The sequence below is a fragment of the Microbacterium sp. MEC084 genome (assembly GCF_004514465.2).
Lineage (GTDB): Bacteria > Actinomycetota > Actinomycetes > Actinomycetales > Microbacteriaceae > Microbacterium.
Window position 1 is genome coordinate 1 of the sequence record NZ_MYFP02000019.1, and the last position, 21966, is coordinate 21966.

At 67.7% G+C, this 21966-nt stretch carries 31 protein-coding genes and 1 pseudogene; all 32 read left to right on the forward strand.

The features are described 5' to 3' along the window. Positions 1 to 250 (forward strand): annotated as a pseudogene (locus tag B5M43_RS12570) (IS5/IS1182 family transposase); the annotation flags it as partial. Positions 251 to 514: 264 nt separating this feature from the next. After that, positions 515 to 2116 carry a DUF4012 domain-containing protein gene (locus tag B5M43_RS12575; protein WP_167626785.1) on the forward strand — a complete coding sequence of 534 codons (1602 nt, stop codon included), beginning with the start codon at positions 515 to 517 and terminating at the stop codon, positions 2114 to 2116. 320 nt (positions 2117 to 2436) lie between these two features. Further along, the gene (locus B5M43_RS12580) at positions 2437 to 3816 is read left to right on the forward strand and encodes a sugar transferase (protein WP_230668066.1); all 1380 of its coding nucleotides are present in this window, start codon (positions 2437 to 2439) and stop codon (positions 3814 to 3816) included. 151 nt (positions 3817 to 3967) lie between these two features. Next, on the forward strand, positions 3968 to 4183 hold the full coding sequence (locus B5M43_RS12585; protein WP_134745974.1) for an Rv0909 family putative TA system antitoxin: 216 nt from the start codon (positions 3968 to 3970) through the stop codon (positions 4181 to 4183). Between the two features lie 234 nt (positions 4184 to 4417). Continuing rightward, the gene (locus B5M43_RS12590) at positions 4418 to 5275 is read left to right on the forward strand and encodes a phospholipase (RefSeq protein WP_230668068.1); all 858 of its coding nucleotides are present in this window, start codon (positions 4418 to 4420) and stop codon (positions 5273 to 5275) included. A 135-nt stretch (positions 5276 to 5410) separates the two neighbouring features. Then, positions 5411 to 6532: a glycosyltransferase family 4 protein gene (locus B5M43_RS12595; protein WP_134745973.1), complete on the forward strand. Its 1122-nt coding sequence runs from the start codon at positions 5411 to 5413 to the stop codon at positions 6530 to 6532. Positions 6533 to 6548: 16 nt separating this feature from the next. Then, positions 6549 to 7790 (forward strand): hypothetical protein, encoded by a 1242-nt coding sequence (locus B5M43_RS12600; protein WP_134745972.1) that lies wholly within the window; start codon positions 6549 to 6551, stop codon positions 7788 to 7790. A gap of 23 nt (positions 7791 to 7813) precedes the next feature. Continuing rightward, positions 7814 to 8356 (forward strand): acyltransferase, encoded by a 543-nt coding sequence (locus B5M43_RS15455; protein ID WP_230668070.1) that lies wholly within the window; start codon positions 7814 to 7816, stop codon positions 8354 to 8356. A 390-nt stretch (positions 8357 to 8746) separates the two neighbouring features. Then, a complete protein-coding gene (rpsJ, locus tag B5M43_RS12610) occupies positions 8747 to 9055 on the forward strand; it encodes a 30S ribosomal protein S10 (protein ID WP_055992136.1) in 309 nt (102 codons plus the stop codon). A gap of 14 nt (positions 9056 to 9069) precedes the next feature. Beyond that, on the forward strand, positions 9070 to 9729 hold the full coding sequence (gene rplC, locus B5M43_RS12615) for a 50S ribosomal protein L3 (protein WP_134745971.1): 660 nt from the start codon (positions 9070 to 9072) through the stop codon (positions 9727 to 9729). Between the two features lie 5 nt (positions 9730 to 9734). Further along, on the forward strand, positions 9735 to 10394 hold the full coding sequence (gene rplD, locus B5M43_RS12620) for a 50S ribosomal protein L4 (RefSeq protein WP_055992142.1): 660 nt from the start codon (positions 9735 to 9737) through the stop codon (positions 10392 to 10394). Further along, positions 10391 to 10690, forward strand: coding sequence for a 50S ribosomal protein L23 (gene rplW, locus B5M43_RS12625; RefSeq protein WP_055992145.1), 300 nt, complete (start codon positions 10391 to 10393; stop codon positions 10688 to 10690). The genes rplD and rplW overlap by 4 nt, the downstream gene beginning before the upstream one ends. 22 nt (positions 10691 to 10712) lie before the next feature. Continuing rightward, positions 10713 to 11552: a 50S ribosomal protein L2 gene (gene rplB, locus B5M43_RS12630; RefSeq protein WP_055992148.1), complete on the forward strand. Its 840-nt coding sequence runs from the start codon at positions 10713 to 10715 to the stop codon at positions 11550 to 11552. A gap of 11 nt (positions 11553 to 11563) precedes the next feature. Next, positions 11564 to 11845 carry a 30S ribosomal protein S19 gene (gene rpsS, locus B5M43_RS12635; protein ID WP_055992152.1) on the forward strand — a complete coding sequence of 94 codons (282 nt, stop codon included), beginning with the start codon at positions 11564 to 11566 and terminating at the stop codon, positions 11843 to 11845. Between the two features lie 25 nt (positions 11846 to 11870). Next, on the forward strand, positions 11871 to 12266 hold the full coding sequence (gene rplV / locus B5M43_RS12640; RefSeq protein WP_055992155.1) for a 50S ribosomal protein L22: 396 nt from the start codon (positions 11871 to 11873) through the stop codon (positions 12264 to 12266). Then, positions 12266 to 13024, forward strand: a complete 759-nt coding sequence (gene rpsC, locus B5M43_RS12645; RefSeq protein ID WP_055992158.1) for a 30S ribosomal protein S3 — start codon at positions 12266 to 12268, stop codon at positions 13022 to 13024. Before rplV ends, rpsC begins: the two co-directional genes overlap by 1 nt. Beyond that, entirely contained in the window at positions 13024 to 13443 is a 420-nt protein-coding gene (gene rplP / locus B5M43_RS12650) for a 50S ribosomal protein L16 (protein WP_055992161.1), read from the forward strand. Before rpsC ends, rplP begins: the two co-directional genes overlap by 1 nt. Further along, a complete protein-coding gene (gene rpmC, locus B5M43_RS12655) occupies positions 13443 to 13748 on the forward strand; it encodes a 50S ribosomal protein L29 (RefSeq protein ID WP_134745970.1) in 306 nt (101 codons plus the stop codon). Before rplP ends, rpmC begins: the two co-directional genes overlap by 1 nt. Then, on the forward strand, positions 13748 to 14056 hold the full coding sequence (rpsQ, locus tag B5M43_RS12660) for a 30S ribosomal protein S17 (protein WP_055992166.1): 309 nt from the start codon (positions 13748 to 13750) through the stop codon (positions 14054 to 14056). Before rpmC ends, rpsQ begins: the two co-directional genes overlap by 1 nt. After that, the gene (gene rplN / locus B5M43_RS12665; RefSeq protein ID WP_055992168.1) at positions 14053 to 14421 is read left to right on the forward strand and encodes a 50S ribosomal protein L14; all 369 of its coding nucleotides are present in this window, start codon (positions 14053 to 14055) and stop codon (positions 14419 to 14421) included. The genes rpsQ and rplN overlap by 4 nt, the downstream gene beginning before the upstream one ends. Positions 14422 to 14424: 3 nt before the next feature. Beyond that, positions 14425 to 14784 carry a 50S ribosomal protein L24 gene (gene rplX, locus B5M43_RS12670; protein ID WP_055992171.1) on the forward strand — a complete coding sequence of 120 codons (360 nt, stop codon included), beginning with the start codon at positions 14425 to 14427 and terminating at the stop codon, positions 14782 to 14784. Positions 14785 to 14786: 2 nt separating this feature from the next. Continuing rightward, a complete protein-coding gene (rplE, locus tag B5M43_RS12675) occupies positions 14787 to 15374 on the forward strand; it encodes a 50S ribosomal protein L5 (protein WP_082543139.1) in 588 nt (195 codons plus the stop codon). A 172-nt stretch (positions 15375 to 15546) separates the two neighbouring features. Next, complete coding sequence (gene rpsH, locus B5M43_RS12680) at positions 15547 to 15945, forward strand: 30S ribosomal protein S8 (protein ID WP_055992177.1); 399 nt, start codon at positions 15547 to 15549, stop codon at positions 15943 to 15945. A gap of 6 nt (positions 15946 to 15951) precedes the next feature. Then, on the forward strand, positions 15952 to 16488 hold the full coding sequence (rplF, locus tag B5M43_RS12685) for a 50S ribosomal protein L6 (RefSeq protein ID WP_055992180.1): 537 nt from the start codon (positions 15952 to 15954) through the stop codon (positions 16486 to 16488). 2 nt (positions 16489 to 16490) lie between these two features. Further along, entirely contained in the window at positions 16491 to 16850 is a 360-nt protein-coding gene (rplR, locus tag B5M43_RS12690; RefSeq protein WP_055992182.1) for a 50S ribosomal protein L18, read from the forward strand. Further along, positions 16847 to 17539: a 30S ribosomal protein S5 gene (gene rpsE / locus B5M43_RS12695; RefSeq protein ID WP_134745969.1), complete on the forward strand. Its 693-nt coding sequence runs from the start codon at positions 16847 to 16849 to the stop codon at positions 17537 to 17539. The genes rplR and rpsE overlap by 4 nt, the downstream gene beginning before the upstream one ends. After that, entirely contained in the window at positions 17539 to 17724 is a 186-nt protein-coding gene (gene rpmD / locus B5M43_RS12700) for a 50S ribosomal protein L30 (protein ID WP_055992188.1), read from the forward strand. Before rpsE ends, rpmD begins: the two co-directional genes overlap by 1 nt. Then, on the forward strand, positions 17724 to 18224 hold the full coding sequence (rplO, locus tag B5M43_RS12705; RefSeq protein WP_134745968.1) for a 50S ribosomal protein L15: 501 nt from the start codon (positions 17724 to 17726) through the stop codon (positions 18222 to 18224). Before rpmD ends, rplO begins: the two co-directional genes overlap by 1 nt. Positions 18225 to 18326: 102 nt before the next feature. Then, positions 18327 to 19649 (forward strand): preprotein translocase subunit SecY, encoded by a 1323-nt coding sequence (gene secY, locus B5M43_RS12710; RefSeq protein ID WP_134745967.1) that lies wholly within the window; start codon positions 18327 to 18329, stop codon positions 19647 to 19649. After that, positions 19646 to 20245: an adenylate kinase gene (locus B5M43_RS12715; RefSeq protein WP_134745966.1), complete on the forward strand. Its 600-nt coding sequence runs from the start codon at positions 19646 to 19648 to the stop codon at positions 20243 to 20245. The genes secY and B5M43_RS12715 overlap by 4 nt, the downstream gene beginning before the upstream one ends. Positions 20246 to 20310: 65 nt before the next feature. Further along, positions 20311 to 21117: a type I methionyl aminopeptidase gene (gene map / locus B5M43_RS12720; RefSeq protein WP_230668087.1), complete on the forward strand. Its 807-nt coding sequence runs from the start codon at positions 20311 to 20313 to the stop codon at positions 21115 to 21117. A 57-nt stretch (positions 21118 to 21174) separates the two neighbouring features. Further along, on the forward strand, positions 21175 to 21849 hold the full coding sequence (locus B5M43_RS12725; RefSeq protein WP_134745964.1) for a thioredoxin domain-containing protein: 675 nt from the start codon (positions 21175 to 21177) through the stop codon (positions 21847 to 21849). Positions 21850 to 21966: the final 117 nt, after the last annotated feature.

Below are 21966 nucleotides of genomic sequence, written 5' to 3' on the forward strand. Positions count from 1 at the left end.
CAAGGCCGTGATCCCCGAGCCGTCCGACCAGCAAGGCCACCGCAAGCGCCGCGGCTCACGCGGCGGACGCCCCGTCGGCCTCGACGCCGCCGACTACAAGGGCCGCAACGTCATCGAGCGCCGCTACTGCCACATCAAGCAATGGCGAGGACTCGCCACCCGCTACGACAAACTCGCGATCACCTACCGGGCCGCTGTCATCCTCAACGCCGTCATCGCCTGGACCCGGCAATTGTCAGACATGCCCTAAGCGCACCTTGACCCACGGCGCGGGAGTCGCGCGCCACGAGGGCTCCCGTGGGCTGGGCTCAGCGGCATCTCGTACCATGACGGAATGCCTCATTCCCCCGCCGATCAGCTCGTTCACTCGTCGAGGCGGGCTCGACGGGGTCGCCAGGCCGGCAGTCTCCACAGGCGGAGTCGAGCCCGGACACGACGGCGACTCATCGGTCTGACCGCGCTGGTTCTCTTGGCCGTCACGGTGGGCGCAATCGGGTGGGTCGCCCTCCGGGCCGTGACCGTGAAGAACGAACTCGAGGCGAGTCGCGCCGTCATTGCTGACGTCCAGGCGGACCGCGTCAGCGTGACCGAAGGGGTCGAGGTTCTAACGAGTCACTCCGCCCGCGCCGCGGAGGCAGCGGCCGACCCGATCTGGCGGATGTTCGAGGTTCTGCCATTTCTTGGCGAGAACCTCCGAGCGGTGAGGCTCGCCTCGGAGTCTGTGGATGTATTGGCGCGTCAGGTTGCGGAGCCGCTGGTCAGCGGCTCTGACGGATCGGTGGTCCAGCGTCTGCTCGATGTGACGGAGCGGACCGGTGCTCGCATCTCCCTGCTCGCCAGCGAACTACAGGGAGCCACACGCTCAAGCACGTTGATCGGCCCGGTCCGGGACGGGGTTTCGGGGGTTGCCGACGTGATGGCGACCATGGCGCCGGTCATGGAACTTGCGCCGCCGATGTTGGGTGCCGAAGGGCCGCGCAACTATCTCCTGGTCTTTCAGAACAACGCCGAGGCTGTGGGGCTGGGGGGATCCGCGGCAGCGCAGACACTAGTTGCGGTGGACAACGGCGCGCTCTCGCTGCGGAGCCAGGCGAACAGCGGCTCGTACGCCACAGGACAGGCAGTCGATGCGGACGTCCCCAGAAGCGCGATCGACCTGTACAGCAACTATCTGATCGATCACATCAATACGTCAGCCAGCCGACCTGACTTCCCTACGATGGCGAACATCCTGATCGGGTGGTGGCAGCGCGACATCTCTGATGACCGGATAGATGGCGTCGTCTCGATTGATCCGATCGCGCTCGCCCGGGTCCTACGTGCTACCGGGCCCATTGCGCTGCCCACCGGTGACGAGTTGAACGAGTCCAACGCTGTCGATCTGCTCCTGCACGACATCTATATGCGGTGGGGATCATACGAAGAGGCGCCGCTCGTAGACGCGTTCTTCGCGGGGGTTGCAGGCCTGGTGTTCGAGAAGGTGGCGACAGGCGCGTTCGATCTGCAGGACATGGCCTGGGCTCTGCGTGAGGGCATCGATGAGGGAAACATCATGTTCTACAGCACAGACGAGCGGATCCAACGTGAGATCGCGCCGTTGCGGGTATCGGGGATCCTGCCGAACGACAACACTGTCACCACGACTGCGGGCGTGTACTTCCGGGATGAGTCGACGTCAAAGATCGATTACTACATGAGCTCGGCGATCGACCTCTCCGAGCGATGCAGCGATGGAATGCGGTTCTTCACGGTCCAGCCCACGCTCAAGCTCGACCTCTCTCAGGCCGAGGCCGACATGCTCCCTCAGTACATCAGGAGCGGCCGGTGGGGTTCCGCGCAGTTCCGTACTCAGGTCTACGTCTACGGCCCTCCCGGCACTGCGGTGGAGTCCGTATCCGTGGATGGTCGCGATGTTCGCGTCGTCCGTGACGATGTGACGGACCTGGAGCGCCCGGTGGCCTGGTTCGAGACGAATCTGGCGCCAGGTGAGGCGGCGACCGTGTCGGCGACATTCGCTGGTCCCGAAGCCGAGTACGGCCCGTTGGAGATCCGATCGACCCCGATGATCAACAAGACGCCGTACTCGACCTCGTCCGAGGGCTGCCGGGGGCGGTGACCGAAGGGCGCCGCAGCTGCCGTATCTGGCGTGGTGGCGCGGGTAGTGCTTCCCCGGCGCGTATTCTGCGAGCGGAGTAGACTGCCACGGTCGCCGGTCGACGGCAACAGGAGGCTTTGGGCTTGACAACCGAGATCACGAGTGCCGGTCAGGCAAGGGTGGGCGCGTCGGGCGATGCTCCGGCCCGTCGTGCACCCTCGCCGTTCCCAGCTGTCGTGCGGACTGCGAGCGGAGGCATTCCCGTTGTCGCCGGTGCGTCCAGACCTCGATTCGACTGGCGCAAGCGCTATGCCCGGATGCTTAGGATCACTGACCTTTTCGTGATCCTGGTCGTGGTCTTCGGCACCCAGTTCAGCTGGCTGGGCTTGCACGCGAATATTCCGATGCCGATTCCCACGTGGCCCGGATTGTCGTCCTATTCGTTCCTGTCCGCGCTCATCGTGTCGCTCTGGATGTTGGTGCTCGCGCTGAATGACACGCGCTCGGAGCGAGTAGTGGGGGTCGGTGCAGAGGAGTATCGCCGGATCTTCGACAGCAGCTTCATGCTGTTCGGCGTCATCGCCATCGTCGCGTTCGCGCTGGGGGTCGAGATCGCCCGGGGCTATCTGTTCATCGCGTTGCCGCTCGGCGTATTCCTCCTCATCGCCGAGCGATACCTCTGGCGGTTCTGGCTACGCCGTCGGCGCGCGAGGGGAGAGTACTCCGCCAACGTGCTGCTCGTGGGATCCGAGGCGAGCGTGGCTCACATGGCCCGGGAGCTTAAGCGCGCGAGCGGCGCCGGGTACCACGTGGTCGGCGCGTGCATCCCGACCGGCCGGGTGGCGGCCGAGCTGGCGGGCACCGACGTCCCGGTCATGGGCAGCGTTGACTCGATCGAGCGTGCGATCAGCGTGACAGGTGCGGACACAGTCGTGATCACGAGCACCGACGCGATCGGTCCGCAGCGGGTCAAGGAGATCTCGTGGGCGCTCGAGTCCGGGCGCCAGCACCTGGTCCTCGCCCCGAGCATCACGGACATCGCCGGTCCGCGACTCCACATGCGGCCGGTCTCCGGGCTTCCACTGATGCACGTCGAGACGCCGCGGTTCTCCTCGGGGCAGCGGTTCGTCAAGCGGATGATGGACCTCTTCTGCGCATCTCTTCTGGTGGTGCTGCTCAGCCCCGTGTTCCTCGTGCTCGCGGTGCTCGTGTGGGGCACCTCGAAGGGGCCGATCATCTACCGCCAGAAGCGCGTCGGACGGCACGGACGCGAGTTCGAGATGCTCAAGTTCCGCTCGATGGTCGCCGACGCGGACAAGCAGCTCGCGTCGCTGCTCGACATGCAGGACATGGGCAACTCGGTGCTGTTCAAGATGCGCAACGACCCCCGCGTCACGCCGGTGGGCCGCATCATGCGGAAGTACAGCCTCGACGAGCTGCCGCAGCTGTTCAACGTGATCGGCGGCTCCATGTCGCTCGTGGGTCCCCGCCCGCCGCTGCAGCGCGAGGTGGACCAGTACGCGGACCACGTGCACCGCCGGTTCCTCGTCAAGCCCGGCATCACCGGCCTCTGGCAGGTGTCCGGCCGGTCGAAGCTGTCGTGGGACGACAGCGTCCGCCTCGACCTCTCCTACGTGGAGAACTGGAGCGTGATGGGCGACATCGTGATCCTGTTCAAGACCGGTAAGGCCGCGCTCATGCCCGGCGACACCGTCGCCTGACGCGCCGGCCGCCGGCCTCGCGGGCAGTCCTGCCCATGACGCCGTGCGTCGCCACTCCCGCTGGATGGGTTCCCCGCCGCGCGTCCGCCTGACACAATGGCGGCGACGCGTCCGAGCTGCGGACGCACCGAACCCTTTGGGAGGGGAAATCATGGGCTTCGACGATCTCGTGAACCAGGGCAAGGAACTCTTCGAGCAGAACAAGGACAAGCTCCAGGACGCGCTCCAGAGCGCGGAGGCCGAGGGCGTCAGCGACTCGGTCCTGGACAAGGTCACGGACTTCGCCAAGGGCGTTCTGCCGGACGGCCTGGACGCGCAGATCGACCAGATCCGCGACAACGTCGACGGCGCCGTCGGCGACGAGTAAGCAGCCGGCTTCCGACGCCTCCGCCCTCACCGGGCGGGGGCGTCGTCGCGTACCCGGACGAGCGGAGGGCGGGCGGATCCAGGTAACGAACAGGTAACGCCCACGGGTCGTCCAGACCAGTCGGTAACGGTAGGGGGTCCCCATTCGCCGCGGCCGCCACCCGAAGGCCCGCCGCGTGGCGCGCCTCCCGTGCGCGCACGGCGAGTGCGGACGTACCCGAACGAAACGCAAGGTATGTCGCACAACACACCCGAAACACCCCTGCTCACCCCGTTCCCGCGTCCCAACCACCTGGCCCTGCTGCGTCGCGAGCGCCGCGCCCGTCAGCGTCGCCGCCTGCTCGGCGTCGCTGTGGCCGCAGGCCTGATGCTGTCGGGCACCGCCGCCGTGGCGGCGACCGCGCCGCCGCCGGGCGCGCGCACCGTCGCCGAGCCGACTCAGGGCGCGGACGACGCCACGGCCGCCGCCGTGGCCGAGGCCGCGCTCGACCGGGCCGAGAAGGCGCTGGCCCAGGCGCACGCCGAGGCCGACACGAGCAAGCTCCGCGCGAAGCTGGACGAGCTCAGCGACTACGAGAAGCTGCCGGCCGTCGTGATCAGCGGCGAGGCCGTCGAGACCGAGCACGCCACGCAGGACCTCGTGGCCCAGACGGCCGCCCTCGTGCGCGAGGACGAGGAGGAGGCCCGCCGCGCCGCCGAGGAGGCCGCTCGCAAGGCCGAGGAGGAGGCCGCGCGCAAGGCCGAGGAGGAGCGCCAGGCGGCCGAGGCCCTCGCCGCCGCGAACACGCCCGCGGGCGCCCAGGCGATCGCCGAGCGCATGGCGGCCGAGGTCTACGGCTGGGGCGCCGGCGAGTTCAGCTGCCTCGTGTCGCTCTGGAACAAGGAGTCCGGCTGGAACTACCAGGCCATGAACCCCTCGAGCGGCGCCTACGGCATCCCGCAGTCGCTGCCCGGAGACAAGATGGCGACGGTCGCGTCGGACTGGGCCACGAACGCCACGACGCAGATCACGTGGGGCCTCGACTACATCTCGCGCGCCTACGGCACCCCCTGCGCGGCGTGGGGTCACTCGCAGGCCGTGAATTGGTACTGACCCCGCCGTAGGGCTCCGTGCGGGTCCAGTGGAACGCGCGTGGGTGCGTCAGTCGTTCAATTAGTGTTGAGGCGGCTGTCTTCGCTCCGGTCGGCGGTGCGTGGAGGCCACCGATCTCGCGGCACCCGAGGAGACATGAGAGTTCTCGTACTGACCCCGCACTATCCCCCTCGCCACGGGGGCACCTCCGATTACACGAAGCGATTTGTCGCAGAACTGCGGCACCGCGGTGCCGTGGTCCAGGTGGTCACGAAGGAAGGCGGCAATGCGGAGGAGCCTGACGCGCGCACCTTCGAAGGGCCGTGGTCCCTCCGTTCGTTCGGATGGTTCCACCGCCTGCTGAAGGAGTTCGGGCCCGACGCGGTCGTCGTGCAGTACGGCCCGTACTCCTTCAACAAGCGCGGTCCGGGCCTGCCCGTCACGTCTCTTCTTGTGGCCTTGGTGTCCTTGCATCGCGTGCCCCTGCTGGTCTATGGTCACGAGCTTTACTCGCCCTGGCGCGAGTCCCTCCTGAGGGCTCCGTGGGGCGTCGCTCAGCGTCTCGCGGTCATTGCTCTCATCGCCCGTTCGCGCTCGTTCATCGTGACCATCGAGTCGCGCCGATCCCGGCTCGTGCGCCTGCTGCCTTGGTGGCGACGACGCATCAACGCGATCTCGGTGCCGCCGACGCTCTCCGACGAGCCGATCGATGCGGCGTGGCGCAACGCTCGAGGAGTGCCGGACGGTGTACTCCTCGTGGCATCCATGGGCGTCGACGACCCGACGAAGGGCGCTGATTCGCTGGCCGCCGTCGCTGACGGCCTCGCCGACGCGGGCGTACAGGCACGCGTGATCGCGGTCGGTGGGCTGCAGTCCCATAGTCCCCGGGTGGAGGCGTGGGGGTACGTCAGCCGTTCCGACGCCTGGAACCTGGTCTGCGCTGCTGACCTGTTCGTCGCGCCGTACTCCGACGGCGTGTCAGCGCGTCGCACGACGGTGGTCAACGCGCTGATGGCGGGCAGCGCGATCCTCACCACTGACGGTGTCAACACTGATCCCCGGATCTTCTCCCCGGAGGCCCTCGCGCTCGTACCGGCGGGCGACACGGAGGCGCTCGTGCGTCGTGCGGTGGAGCTGAGCGGGAGCGTCGAGGAGCTCGCTCGGCTGAAGAGGGCCGCCCGCGACCTCGGCCTTCGAGAGTTCGGCTGGGATGCTCACATGTCCCGGTGGACACGCCTCCTCGCGGACGTGACCGGCGATATCCGGCAGGGCCGGTAATGGCAGGGGGCGCCTCATGAGCCGTGTGGCCAGCGCGCGCCGGCTGCTCGGCAGGAGCCGTCAGGTTCTCGCGCTGGCCGGCGTGACCTACGCGGGCCTCGCGCTCAGTGTCCTTTCCGCCCCGATGCTCGCAATGGCACTCGGAGCCAGCGGACGTGGGCAGCTGGCTGCGGCGTTCGCGGCCATCCAGGTCATGGGGTTCGTCGCGTTCCTGGGGTTGCCGCGCGGCGTCGCGGTGCAGGACAGCCGAGAGGCTTCGGCGTCGAGACAGGCAGTGGTGCTCGTCGGCGCACTGGGCATACTCTCTGCGCTCGCGTGCTTCGCGGCTGCGGAGATTCTGTCCGGTGGTGATGCGTGGGTGGCGGGTGCCATCCGCATCGCCAGCGTCGTGCTTGCCCTCACGGGTGTCTACCAGATCGGCGTAGAGCGTCTTCTTCTCACGTCGCGGCTGGGCGTATACAACCTGAGTCGCGTCTTCAACGTCATCCTGCCGTCACTGGGATACATCGTCGCTTTCCTCTTGGGTGCTCTGACGCTTGAGCTGGCCTTCGTCATCTCTCTGATCGGGCAGCTGGCGGGCTCGCTCGTCGGTGTTGTCAGCTCCTTCGGGGTTCTCGCGCGTACCGACGCCAAGAAGACCCCGTGGCGATTCAGCCTCTCGATGTGGTCGTCAACCGTCGTCGACGGCGTGGCGTGGCGAATGGACCAAGTTGTGTTGGCCATCTTCGCAAGCTCGGCCACCCTCGGTATCTATGCGGTCGCGTCGACTGTCGCCAACGCGTCCGGTGGTCTGACCCAGGCGCTGAATACGGTCTTGTACGGCCGTTTCGCGGTGTCGGAAGAGGGCGGCTCGGCACGCACCGGCCGCGTGCGCCTGATCGCGCTCGTCTCTTCGTGCGTCACCTCCACGGCCGTGATCACTGCGATCGGTCTCTGGCAGGAGCAGCTTCTCGGCCCCACGTACGGCGGACTGATGGTGCCGCTGGTCTTGCTGTGCATCGCCCAGGCGCTCAACGACCAGTGGCAGCTGCAGGTATACCGCCAGGCGGCCGCACAGAAGTCAGCGTGGATCACGGCACCCTCCTGGGGTGGCCTTGTGGCACTGGGCGCTGCGGCCTTCGCCTTCGGATACTGGTGGCGTCTCGACGCTGCCACGATGGCGATCGCGGTCCTGATCGGAGCTGTGGTGCGGCTCGCGTTGAGGGAGGCGGGGCAGTCGCTCGATCATCGGCGCGAGCGAGTGGAAGCCCGCGCGTGAGGTTCACGCTAGGCTCTCGTCTCGTGCGGTTCCTCAAGGCGTGGTGGCTCGAGCTGCGTGTGTACGCCTCCAATCACGTGATCAGCCACGTGCCGCTTCACTGGGTGCGGCTCGGCTTCTATCGCAAGCTGATGCACTACAGGATCGGGCGCGGATCCTCGATACACCTGGGTGCGTGGACCGACATCGCCCGGGGCCTCGTCATCGGCGACGACACGACCATCAACCAGAACTGTCGGCTCGATTCCCGTGGCGGTCTGACGATCGGAAATCGTGTGTCCATCTCCGCTGACTGCATCATCCTCACCGCTGACCACGATGTCCAGTCGTTCGACTTCGCCGGGCGCCGGACGCCGGTTGTGATCCACGACTACGTCTTTCTGGGCACTCGGGTGACTGTGCTTCCCGGCGTCACGATCGGCGAAGGCGCCGTGGTCGCCGCCGGCGCCGTCGTCTCAAGGGATGTGGAGCCATACGCGATCGTCGGAGGCGTGCCGGCGAAGAAGATCGGCGAGCGGCGGCGCGACCTCGACTATCGACCGATCTACCGTCGCGTTCTGCACTGAGGGCGGGCCGCCAGCCTCTCCGAGGCCTCTCCTCCGCCTTGCTGGGAGGGTGCCGAACGCCCTCCCGAGACCCGCGTGATTCCGCGGGATCTCGCGCGACACGCCCGGGTTGCTCTCGTGCCGCCCGGGGTGGCAGAATAGACAAGTTCCACATTCCTGCGTGCGCTCCCTCGGGAGGACTGCGCGGGATCACTGCCAGGGCAGTGCACAGACCTGAAGGTCTGGGCCGCGGGCAGGAGAACGAAATCACACACCCACCTCGCAGAGGTTGCTCTGCGCGCGTGGACTGACATGTGAACACGACCCATAGGGGTCAGCCCGAAGGGTATCCGGAGGGTACGTGCGTCCAATGCCCGTGAGGTACGACGCGTAAAGAGAGTGAGCAGACAAATGGCGGGACAGAAGATCCGCATTCGCCTGAAGTCGTATGACCACGAGGTCATCGACACGTCGGCGCGCAAGATCGTCGACACGGTCACCCGTGCGGGTGCTCAGGTCGTGGGCCCGGTGCCCCTTCCGACCGAGAAGAACGTGGTCGTCGTGATCCGTTCGCCCCACAAGTACAAGGACAGCCGCGAGCACTTCGAGATGCGCACCCACAAGCGCCTCATCGACATCGTGGACCCGACGCCGAAGGCCGTCGACTCGCTCATGCGTCTCGACCTTCCGGCCGACGTCAACATCGAGATCAAGCTCTGAGGCTGGGGATCGACATGGCTGACATCAACAACAAGATTTCGAAGGGCCTGCTGGGCACCAAGCTCGGCATGACCCAGGTGTGGAACGAGAACGGCAAGCTCATCCCCGTCACGGTGATCGAGCTCGCGCCGAACGTGGTCACGCAGGTCCGCACGGCGGAGAAGGACGGCTACTCGGCCATCCAGATCGCCGCCGGCGCGATCGACCCGCGCAAGGTCAACAAGCCGCTCTCGGGCCACTTCGAGGCCGCGGGCGTCACGCCCCGCCGTCACCTCGCGGAGATCCGCACGGCCGACGCCGCCGAGTACTCGCTGGGCCAGGAGCTCACGGTCGACGGCACCTTCGAGGCCGGCCAGCTCGTCGACGTCGTCGGCACGAGCAAGGGCAAGGGCACCGCGGGTGTCATGAAGCGCCACAACTTCAAGGGCGTCTCGGCTTCGCACGGTGCGCACCGCAACCACCGCAAGCCCGGTTCGATCGGCGCCTCGTCGACCCCGAGCCGCGTCTTCAAGGGCATGCGCATGGCCGGCCGTATGGGCGCCGAGCGCGTGACCGTCCTCAACCTCACGGTTCACGCCGTCGACGCCGAGAAGGGTCTGCTGCTCGTCAAGGGCGCCGTCCCCGGCGCGCGCGGCCGCACCGTGTACGTCCGCAACGCTGTGAAGGGGGCCTGAGTTAGATGGCTGACTCGACTCTCGCTCTCGACGTTCTGGGCATCGACGGCAAGAAGGCCGGCTCGGTCGAGCTGCCCGCCTCGGTGTTCGACGTCAAGACGAACATCCCGCTGATCCACCAGGTCGTCGTCGCGCAGCTCGCCGCGGCTCGCCAGGGCACCCACTCGACCAAGCGTCGCGGTGAGGTCTCGGGCGCCGGCCGCAAGCCCTTCAAGCAGAAGGGCACGGGCAACGCCCGTCAGGGCTCGATCCGCGCGCCGCACATGACCGGCGGTGGCATCGTCCACGGCCCGAAGCCGCGCGACTACTCGCAGCGCACCCCCAAGAAGATGATCGCCGCCGCCCTCGCGGGCGCGCTCAGCGACCGTCTGCGGGGCGAGCGCATCCACGTCGTCGAGTCGTTCGGTGTGACCGAGCCCTCGACCAAGGCCGCCGCCTCCTTCCTCGCGAAGGTGTCGCCTGCCAAGAACGTGCTCGTCGTGCTCGACCGCGAGGACGACTTCGGCTACCTGAGCGTGCGCAACCTCGGTTACGTGCACGTGCTGATGGCCGACCAGCTGAACGCCTACGACGTGCTCGTCTCGGACGACATCGTCTTCACCAAGGCCGCCATCGACGCGTTCATCGCGCAGAAGGCCGGCGCCACTGAGGAGGTCTCGGCATGACCGCCGTCCAGAAGGACCCGCGCGACGTCATCCTGAAGCCGGTCGTCTCGGAGAAGAGCTACGGTCTCATCGACGAGGGCAAGTACACGTTCATCGTGGACCCCCGCTCGAACAAGACCGAGATCAAGCTCGCGATCGAGAAGATCTTCGGCGTCAAGGTGGCTTCGGTCAACACGATCAACCGCGTCGGCAAGGCCCGCCGCACCCGCTTCGGCATCGGCAAGCGCAAGGACACCAAGCGCGCCATCGTCACGCTCAAGTCGGGCACCATCGACATCTTCACGGCAGTCGGCTGACGGTCGGGGAGGAAGAGAGAACATGGCTATTCGCAACTACAAGCCCACGACCCCCGGTCGCCGCGGCTCGTCGGTGGCAGACTTCGCCGAGATCACCCGGTCGACGCCTGAGAAGTCGCTGCTCCGCCCGCTCGCCAAGACGGGTGGCCGCAACAACCAGGGCCGCATCACGACGCGCCACATCGGTGGTGGCCACAAGCGCCAGTACCGCGTGATCGACTTCCGTCGCAACGACAAGGACGGCATCGACGCGAAGGTCGCGCACATCGAGTACGACCCCAACCGCACGGCGCGCATCGCGCTCCTGCACTACGTGGACGGCACGAAGCGCTACATCCTCGCGCCGAACAAGCTGCAGCAGGGCGACGTCGTCGAGTCGGGTCCGAACGCGGACATCAAGCCCGGCAACAACCTGCCGCTGCGCAACATCCCGACCGGTACCGTCGTGCACGCCATCGAGCTGCGCCCCGGTGGCGGCGCGAAGATGGCGCGCTCGGCCGGCGCCGCGGTGCGTCTCGTCGCCAAGGACGGCCCCTACGCGCAGCTCCGTCTGCCGTCGGGTGAGGTCCGCAACGTCGACGCCCGCTGCCGCGCCACGATCGGCGAGGTCGGCAACGCCGAGCAGTCGAACATCAACTGGGGCAAGGCCGGCCGCAAGCGCTGGAAGGGCGTCCGCCCGACCGTCCGCGGTGTCGCCATGAACCCGGTCGACCACCCGCACGGTGGTGGTGAGGGCAAGACCTCCGGTGGCCGTCACCCGGTCACCCCGTGGGGTCAGCCTGAGGGCCGCACCCGTCACGCCAACAAGGAAAGCGACAAGCTCATCGTGCGTCGCCGTAACGCCGGCAAGAAGCGCAAGTAGGAGTAAAGAAGATGCCCCGCAGTCTGAAGAAGGGCCCCTTCGTCGACGAGCACCTGCTGCGCAAGGTGGTCTCGCAGAACGAAGCCGGCACCAAGAACGTGATCAAGACCTGGTCGCGTCGCTCGATGATCATCCCGGCCATGCTCGGCCACACGATCGCCGTGCACGACGGTCGCAAGCACATCCCGGTGTTCGTCACCGAGACGCTTGTCGGCCACAAGCTGGGCGAGTTCGCGCCCACCCGCACCTTCCGCGGCCACGAGAAGGACGACAAGAAGGGCCGTCGCCGCTGACCGCGGTGACGCAAGAGGAGAAGAAATGGTGGAGTCCATCGCACGCGTGCGACACATCCGCGTGACCCCTCAGAAGGCTCGTCGTGTCGTCGCGCTCATCAAGGGCAAGCAGGCCCAGGAGGCGCTCGCGATCCTGAAGTTCGCGCCGCAGGCGGCTTCCGAGCCGATCTACAAGCTCGTCGCGTCGGCCATGGCCAACGCGCAGGTCAAGGCCGACAAGGACGGCGAGTACCTGGACGAGCAGGACCTGTTCGTGGCGAACGCCTACGTGGACGAGGGCACGACGCTCAAGCGTTTCCAGCCCCGTGCCCAGGGCCGCGCGTTCCAGATCAAGAAGCGCACGAGCCACATCACGGTCGTGCTCTCGACGCCGGCGGTCGCGGAGACCGCTGACGCCGACAAGAAGAAGGCGAGCAAGTAATGGGACAGAAAGTCAGCCCCTACGGCTTCCGCCTCGGCATCACCACGGACCACGTTTCGCGCTGGTTCTCGGACTCGACGAAGCCGGGTCAGCGGTACGCCGACTACGTGGCCGAGGACATCAAGATCCGCAAGCTGCTGCAGACGAACCTCGACCGTGCCGGCGTGAGCCGCATCGAGATCGAGCGCACGCGTGACCGCGTCCGCGTCGACATCCACACGGCCCGCCCGGGCATCGTGATCGGTCGTCGTGGCGCGGAGGCCGAGCGCATCCGCGGCGAGCTCGAGAAGCTCACCGGCAAGCAGATCCAGCTGAACATCCTCGAGGTGAAGAACCCCGAGGCCGACGCTCAGCTCGTCGCCCAGGGCGTCGCCGAGCAGCTCAGCGCCCGCGTGGCCTTCCGCCGCGCGATGCGCAAGGGCCTGCAGGGCGCCCAGCGCGCCGGCGCCAAGGGCGTCCGGATCCAGGTCTCGGGCCGCCTCGGCGGTGCGGAGATGAGCCGTTCGGAGTTCTACCGCGAGGGTCGTGTGCCGCTGCACACGCTGCGCGCGAACATCGACTACGGCTTCTACGAGGCCAAGACCACCTTCGGCCGCATCGGCGTGAAGGTCTGGATCTACAAGGGCGACCTCACCAACAAGGAACTCGCGCGCGAGCAGGCCAACATGAAGCCGGCCCGCGACCGCGATCGTGGCGGCCGCCGTGGCCCGCGTCGTGACGACGCGCAGGCGCCGGTCGCGGAAGGAGCTTCGGCGTAATGCTCATCCCCCGCAAGGTCAAGTACCGCAAGCAGCACCACCCCAAGCGGGATGGCGCGGCGACGGGTGGCACCAAGGTCTCCTTCGGTGAGTTCGGCATCCAGGCCCTCACGCCCGCGTACGTGACGAACCGTCAGATCGAGTCCGCTCGTATCGCCATGACGCGTCACATCAAGCGCGGCGGCAAGGTGTGGATCAACATCTACCCCGACCGTCCGCTCACGAAGAAGCCCGCCGAGACCCGCATGGGTTCGGGTAAGGGCTCGCCGGAGTGGTGGGTCGCCAACGTCAAGCCGGGTCGCGTCCTCTTCGAGGTCGCCGGCGTCAACGAGCAGCTCGCTCGTGAGGCCCTGACCCGTGCCATTCACAAGCTGCCTCTCAAGGCACGCATCATCAAGCGCGAGGAGGGCGACGCGTAATGGCGATCGGCACCAAGGAGCTCGCCACGAGCGAGCTCGACACGTTCGAGGACCAGCGCCTCGTCGAGGAGCTGCGCAAGGCCAAGGAGGAGCTGTTCAACCTGCGCTTCCAGTCGGCCACCGGCCAGCTCGAGAGCCACGGCCGCATCCGCGCCGTCAAGCGCGACATCGCGCGGCTCTACACCGTCATCCGTGAGCGCGAGCTCGGCATCCGTGCCACGCCCGCTCCGGCCGAGGTGAAGGCCAAGAAGAGTAAGGCGAAGAAGTCGGACGAGACTTCGGTCGCCGAGGGAGAGGCTGAGTGATGGCCACCGAGAAGAAGGTCGGCGAGCACGCCGAGCACGACGTCCGCGACGCGGACGCCCGTGGCTACCGCAAGTCGGTCCGCGGCTACGTCGTGAGCGACAAGATGGACAAGACGATCGTCGTCGAGGTCGAGGACCGCGTTAAGCACCCCCTCTACGGCAAGGTCATCCGTCGCACCAAGAAGCTCAAGGCGCACGACGAGCAGAACACCGCCGGCATCGGCGACCTCGTGCTCATCAACGAGACCCGTCCGCTGAGCGCGACCAAGCGCTGGCGCCTGGTTGAGATTCTGGAGAAGGCCAAGTGATTCAGACCGAGTCCCGCCTCAAGGTCGCCGACAACACCGGCGCGAAGGAGCTGCTCACGATCCGCGTCCTCGGTGGTTCGAACCGCCGTTACGCCGGCGTGGGCGACACCATCGTCGCGACGGTCAAGGACGCGATCCCGGGCGGCAACGTCAAGAAGGGCGACGTCGTCAAGGCGGTCGTCGTCCGCACCGTGAAGCAGACGCGCCGCGCTGACGGCTCGTACATCAAGTTCGACGAGAACGCCGCCGTGATCCTGAAGAACGACGGGGAGCCCCGCGGCACCCGCATCTTCGGCCCGGTCGGCCGCGAGCTTCGTGACCGCAAGTTCATGAAGATCGTCTCGCTCGCCCCGGAGGTGCTGTAAGCAATGGCGAAGATCAAGAAGGGCGACCTCGTCCAGGTCATCACCGGCGCCAAGCAGGACCGCGGCGGCGACCGCGGCAAGCAGGGCAAGGTGCTCGAGGTCGTGGACGGCGGCCAGCGCGTCGTCGTCGAGGGCGTCAACTACATCACGAAGCACAACCGGATCGGCCAGACCCAGCGCGGCACGAAGACCGGTGGCATCGAGACGTACGAGGCCCCCATCCACATTTCCAACGTCGCGCTCGTCGACCCCGAGACGAAGAAGCCGACCCGCGTCGGCTTCCGCGTCGAGGAGCAGGTCAAGGACGGCGTCAAGAAGACTGTTCGCGTTCGCTACGCGAAGAAGTCGGGTAAGGACATCTGACAGTGAGCACCATTGACGCGCAGGCTGGCAAAATCCAGCCGCGCCTGAAGCAGGTCTACCGCGACCAGATCCGCCAGAAGCTGCAGGACGAGTTCGGCTACGAGAACGTCATGCAGATCCCTGGCCTGGTCAAGGTCGTCGTCAACACGGGTGTCGGCGAGGCAGCTCGCGACTCCAAGGTCATCGAGGGTGCGGTCGCCGACCTCACCGCGATCACCGGTCAGAAGCCCGTCGTCACCAAGGCGAAGAAGTCGATCGCGCAGTTCAAGCTGCGCGAGGGCCAGCCCATCGGCGCCCACGTCACGCTCCGTGGCGACCGCGCCTGGGAGTTCCTGGACCGCCTGATCTCGCTCGCCCTGCCCCGCATCCGCGACTTCCGCGGTCTGTCGGGCAAGCAGTTCGACGGCAACGGCAACTACACCTTCGGTCTCCAGGAGCAGTCCGTGTTCCACGAGATCGACCAGGACAAGATCGACCGCGTGCGCGGCTTCGACATCACGGTGGTCACCACCGCGAAGTCGGACGACGAGGGCCGGGCGCTCCTGCGCCACCTCGGCTTCCCGTTCCGCGCCGACGACCAGCAGGCCTGAGACATCTCTCAGGTCGGTCTGCGGTAAGATCGAGCGTTTGTGTTCCGCCGCCGGTCGGGATCTTCTCGGCCGGCGGCGGAGCCGCGCGAAGCACAACTGAATACGGATCGATCATCGAAGGTCGTCTGTCGTGGACCGGCAGCCGAAACCTCATGAACAAAGGACACGTCATATGACGATGACAGACCCGGTCGCAGACATGCTGACCCGTCTGCGCAACGCGAACTCGGCGCACCACGACACCGTGTCGCTGCCGTCGAGCAAGCTGAAGACGCACATCGCGGAGATCCTCAAGCAGGAGGGTTACATCGCGGCGTGGGAGGAGACCGACGCGCGCGTCGGCAAGACCCTCACGATGACCCTCAAGTACGGCCCGAACCGCGAGCGGTCGATCGCCGGCATCAAGCGCGTCTCGAAGCCCGGCCTCCGCGTGTACGCGAAGTCGACCGAGCTGCCCCGCGTGCTCGGCGGACTCGGCGTCGCCATCCTGTCCACCTCCTCCGGTCTTCTCACCGACCGTCAGGCTGAGCAGAAGGGCGTGGGCGGAGAAGTTCTCGCCTACGTGTGGTGATCCCTCATGTCGCGTATCGGACGTCTTCCCATTGACATCCCCGCCGGCGTCACCGTGACGGTCGACGGGCAGCAGGTTGCCGTGAAGGGCCCCAAGGGCGAGCTCGCGCTCACCGTGGCCAAGCCCATCGAGGTCAAGGTCGAGGAGAACCAGGTTCTCGTCACCCGCCCCGACGACGAGCGCGCCTCGCGCTCGCTGCACGGTCTCACGCGCACCCTGATCAACAACAACATCATCGGCGTGACCCAGGGCTACACCAAGGGCCTCGAGGTCGTCGGCACCGGTTACCGCGTCGCGCAGAAGGGCTCGGCCGTCGAGTTCGCTCTGGGCTTCTCGCACCCCGTGACCGTCGAGCCGCCGGCCGGCATCACGTTCACCGTCGAGGGCAACAACAAGCTCACGGTGAGCGGCATCGACAAGCAGGCCGTCGGTGAGACCGCCGCCAACATCCGCAAGATCCGCAAGCCCGAGCCGTACAAGGGCAAGGGTGTGCGCTACGCCGGCGAGGTCGTGCGTCGCAAGGCCGGAAAGGCTGGTAAGTAATCATGGCTGTGAAGTCGAAGTCGGCCGCGCGTACGCGCCGTCACGTTCGCCTCCGCAAGAAGGTCGTCGGCACCGAGGCCCGTCCTCGTCTCGTCGTGACCCGTTCGGCGCGCCACGTCTTCGTGCAGCTCGTCGACGATAGCAAGGGCCACACCGTGGCCTCCGCCTCGACACTCGAGACCGACCTGCGCGGCTTCGAGGGCGACAAGACCGCCAAGGCCCGCAAGGTCGGCGAGCTGCTCGCTGAGCGCGCCAAGGCCGCCGGGTTCACCGACGTGGTGTTCGACCGTGGTGGCAACCGCTACGCCGGTCGTGTCGCCGCGATCGCCGAGGGCGCCCGCGAAGGGGGGCTGAACCTGTGAGTGACAACAAGGAGACCGAAGTGACCACCGAGGCCCCCGAGGCCGGCGCCGAGCAGGCGCAGACCGAGCAGCGCACCGAGCGCGGCGACCGCCGCGGCGGACGCGGTGAGCGCGGCCAGGGCCGTGGCGGCCGTGACCGCAACGACCGTGGCGCCGACAGCCAGTTCCTGGAGCGCGTCGTCACGATCAACCGCGTGTCGAAGGTCGTGAAGGGTGGTCGTCGCTTCAGCTTCACCGCTCTCGTGGTCGTCGGCGACGGCAACGGCGTGGTCGGTGTCGGCTACGGCAAGGCCCGCGAGGTGCCCCTGGCGATCTCGAAGGGCGTCGAGGACGCGAAGCGCAACTTCTTCCGCGTGCCCCGCGCCGGCGCCACCATCCCGCACCCCGTGCAGGGTGAGGCCGCGGCCGGTGTCGTCATGCTCCGCCCGGCGTCCGCGGGTACCGGTGTCATCGCCGGTGGCCCCGTGCGCGCCGTGCTCGAGTGCGCCGGCATCCACGACGTGCTGTCGAAGTCGCTCGGCTCGTCGAACACGATCAACATCGTGCACGCGACGGTGGAGGCCCTGAAGCAGCTCGAGGAGCCCCGTGCGGTCGCCGCGCGTCGTGGCCTCGAGTTCGACCAGGTCGCCCCCGCGCGTCTGGTCCGTGCGGAGGCCGAGGCCGCCGCTGCTGCGAAGGCAGGTGTCTGATGGCTGCTCGTCTGAAGGTGACGCAGACCAAGTCCAAGGTGAGCGAGAAGCAGAACCAGCGTGACACGCTGCGCAGCCTCGGCCTGAAGCGGATCGGCGACTCGGTCGTCCGTCCGGACGACGCGCAGACGCGCGGTTACGTCAAGGCCGTCGCTCACCTCGTGAAGGTTGAGGAGATCGACTGATGGCTGAGAAGAAGGCCGCGGCCGACAAGGCCGAGAAGAACACCGCCGCCGAGGCCAAGCGCCCCGGCGTGCTGAAGGTCCACCACCTCCGTCCGGTCCCGGGCGCCAACACCGCGAAGACCCGTGTCGGTCGCGGTGAGGGCTCGAAGGGCAAGACGGCCGGTCGAGGCACCAAGGGCACCAAGGCGCGCTACAGCGTCCGCCCCGGCTTCGAGGGTGGCCAGATGCCGCTGCACATGCGCACCCCGAAGCTGCGCGGGTTCAAGAACCCGTTCCGCGTCGAGTACCAGGTCGTGAACCTGGACAAGCTCGCGGAGCTCTACCCGCAGGGTGGCGACGTGACCGTCGCCGACCTGGTGGCCAAGGGCGCGGTCCGCAAGAACGAGAAGGTCAAGGTTCTCGGTGGCGGCGACATCGCCGTGGCCCTGAACGTGACCGTCGACAAGGTCTCCGGCTCGGCTGAGCAGAAGATCGTCGCGGCCGGCGGCAGCGTCAAGTAACCCACGTCAAGGGGCCGGAAGCGATCGCTTCCGGCCCCTTGCGTTAGCCTGGAGGCCGGTCCCGCCCTCGCGGGCCCGTCTCATTCCCCGGGAGGCACGTCCTTGTTCAGCGCCATCGCGCGGATCTTCCGCACGCCGGATCTGCGGCGGAAGATCGGATTCACCCTCGCGATCATCGCGATCTACCGCTTCGGCGCGCACGTGCCGGCTCCGTTCGTGAACTTCCCGAACGTCCAGAGCTGCATCGACCAGACGTCGGGCACTGACGGACTGCTCTCGCTCGTCAACCTCTTCTCCGGCGGCGCGCTGCTGCAGCTGTCGATCTTCGCGCTCGGCGTCATGCCGTACATCACGGCGACGATCATCACGCAGCTGCTCCGCGTCGTGATCCCGCACTTCGAGACCCTCTACAAGGAGGGCCAGTCGGGCCAGGCGAAGCTGACGCAGTACACGCGCTACCTCACGATCGCGCTCGCGCTGCTGCAGTCGACCACCCTCGTGACCGTCGCCCGCACCGGCCAGCTGTTCGGCGTGACGGGCATCCCGGAGTGCACGCAGCTGCTCGTCAACGACGTGTGGTGGGCCCAGCTGCTCATGATCATCACGATGACCGCCGGCACCGGCCTCATCATGTGGTTCGCCGAGCTCGTCACCGAGCGCGGCATCGGCAACGGCATGTCGCTGCTGATCTTCACGTCGATCGCCGCGACCTTCCCCGCCGCCATGGGCGCCATCTGGCAGGCCCGCGGCTTCGAGATCTTCCTGCTCGTGATGGCGGTCGGCGTGCTCGTCGTGGCGCTCGTCGTGTTCGTCGAGCAGTCGCAGCGCCGCATCCCGGTCCAGTACGCGAAGCGGATGGTGGGCCGCCGCACGTACGGCGGAACCAACACCTACATCCCGATCAAGGTCAACATGGCCGGCGTCGTGCCCGTCATCTTCGCCTCGTCGCTGCTGTACATCCCGGCGCTCATCGCGCAGTTCAACACCCCGGCCGACGGCACCCTGCCCCCGGAGTGGGTGACGTGGATCTCCACGTACCTGACCACGGGCGACCACCCGCTGTACATGGCCCTCTACTTCCTGATGATCATCGGCTTCACGTACTTCTACGTGGCCATCACGTTCAACCCGGTCGACGTCGCCGACAACATGAAGAAGTACGGCGGCTTCATCCCCGGCATCCGCGCGGGACGTCCCACCGCGGAGTACCTCGACTACGTGCTCACGCGCATCACGCTGCCCGGCTCGATCTACCTCGGTCTCATCGCCCTGATCCCGCTGATCGCGCTCGCGACCGTGGGCGCCAACCAGAACTTCCCGTTCGGCGGCGCCTCGATCCTGATCATCGTCGGCGTGGGCCTCGAGACCGTCAAGCAGATCGACGCGCAGCTGCAGCAGCGCCACTACGAAGGGCTCCTCCGATGACCTCCACCCGTCTCCTGATCGTCGGACCCCAGGGCTCGGGCAAGGGCACGCAGGGCGTGCGGATCGCCGAGGCGTACGGCATCCCCGAGATCTCGACCGGCGACATCTTCCGCGCCAACATCAAGGAGGGCACGGAGCTCGGCCTGAAGGTCAAGGCGATCACCGACGCCGGCGACCTCGTGTCGGACGAGCTGACCGGCGAGATCGTGCGCGACCGCCTGTCGCAGCCCGACGCGGCCGACGGCTTCCTGCTCGACGGCTACCCCCGCAACATCGCGCAGCTGCACCACCTCGACGAGTTCCTCGCCGAGCGGGGCGAGTCGCTCGACGCCGTGATCGAGCTCGCGGTCCCGCGCGAGGAGAGCCTCAAGCGGATCGCGCTGCGGGCCGGGGAGCAGGGCCGCTCGGACGACACCGAGGAGGCCATCGCGCACCGCCTCGACATCTACGAGCGCCAGACCGCGCCGCTCCTCGCGGTGTACGGCGAGCGCGGCATCGTCGAGACGATCGACGGCGTCGGCAGCCTCGACGAGATCACCGAGCGGATCCTCGCGGCGCTCGAGGCGCGCGGCCTCGTGCGCACGGCCGCGGTCTGACCTGCGCCGTCCTCCCGCACGTGTTCCGCAAGTCGATCTACAAGACCCCCGCGCAGCTGCGCGCGATGGTCGAGCCCGGCCTCATCACGGCCGCCGCGCTCGAGGCCGTGCGCCCGCTGATCCGCCCCGGCGCGACCACGCTCGAGCTCGACGCCGCGGCGAACCGCGTGATCACCGAGCGCGGCGCGCGCTCCAACTTCCAGCTGGTGCGCGGCTACCGGCACACGATCTGCGCCTCGGTCAACCAGGCCGTCGTGCACGGCATCCCGACGGATGTGCCGCTGCAGCCGGGTGACATCGTGTCGATCGACTGCGGGGCCGAGACTTCGGACGGCTGGAACGGCGACTCGGCGATCACCGTCGTGATCCCGGACCCCGAGCGTCCCGACGTGGTCGCGCGGCGCGAGGAGCTGTCGCGTGTGACCGAGGGGTCGATGTGGGCCGGCATCGCCGCGCTCGCGTCGGCGAAGCGCCTCGGCGAGGTCAGCGCCGCGATCCAGGACTACATCGAGGCGAACCCGCTGTCGCACTCGGGGGAGCCCGCGGGGATCCTGCGCGAGTACGTCGGCCACGGCATCGGCAGGAAGATGCACGAGGCGCCGTCGATCTTCAACTACCGGACGTCGGACCCGGGGGCCGAGATCAAGCCCGGGCTGGCGGTGTGCATCGAGCCGATGATGACCTCCGGATCGGACGAGACGTTCGTGGAGGACGACGACTGGACCGTCTCGACGGTCGACGGCTCGGACGGCTCCCACTGGGAGCACAGCGTCGCCGTGCACGATGGAGGCATCTGGGTGCTCACGGCACCCGACGGCGGTGCGGCCGGCCTCGCGCCGTTCGGCGTCGTGCCGGTTCCGATCGGTCGTTGAGCGGAGCGAAGCGGAGTCGAAACGCTCCCAGCCTCGCCAGGACATGAAGGAGATCCGATGACCACGAAGCGGACCAACTGGCTCGCGATCTGGATCTCGGCGGCCGTGGTCGTGCTGCTCGTGGCCGTCGGCGGCATCGCGGTCTGGATGAGCAACCAGGCGACGGCCCCCGCCGAGTCGCCCGGCTCCGCCGTGGTCGACACGCGGACGGGCGCGATCTCCATCGGCGAGGGCGACGACGTCCTGGACGAGTACGTCGACTTCATGTGCCCGATCTGCGGCGACTTCAACGACATCTACGGCGAGACCGTGCGCGACCTCGTCGCGGCGGGGGAACTCACGCTCAACCTGCATCCGATCTCGATCCTCGACCGCTATTCGCAGGGCACCGAGTACTCCACGCGCGCGGCGGCCGCGACGTACTGCGTCGCCGACGCGAACCCGGATGCCGTGTACCCGTTCTTCGAGTCGCTCTACGCGAACCAGCCCGCCGAGGGCTCGACCGGTCTCACGGACGAGCAGCTCATCGGCTACGCGGCCGATGCCGGTGCGGGCGATGCGGAGTCGTGCATCGCCGACGGCGAGTACCGCGACTACGTGACGCAGATCACGGAGGAGACGCCGGTGCAGCCGGGCGCGCAGGGGATCGGCACGCCCACCGTGCTCCTGAACGGCGAGTTCGTCGCCCTCACGGGCGACCCGGAGGCCGACATCGCCTCCCGGGTGCGCTGAGCGCGGTGCGGCCTACCACCGCGCGACACGCCGAGGTTGCCGACACGCCCGGCGTCGCCTAACATAGATCTTTGGTGCCTTGCGCCTGTTTCGGCGTGTCGCCGCGACCGCATCTCC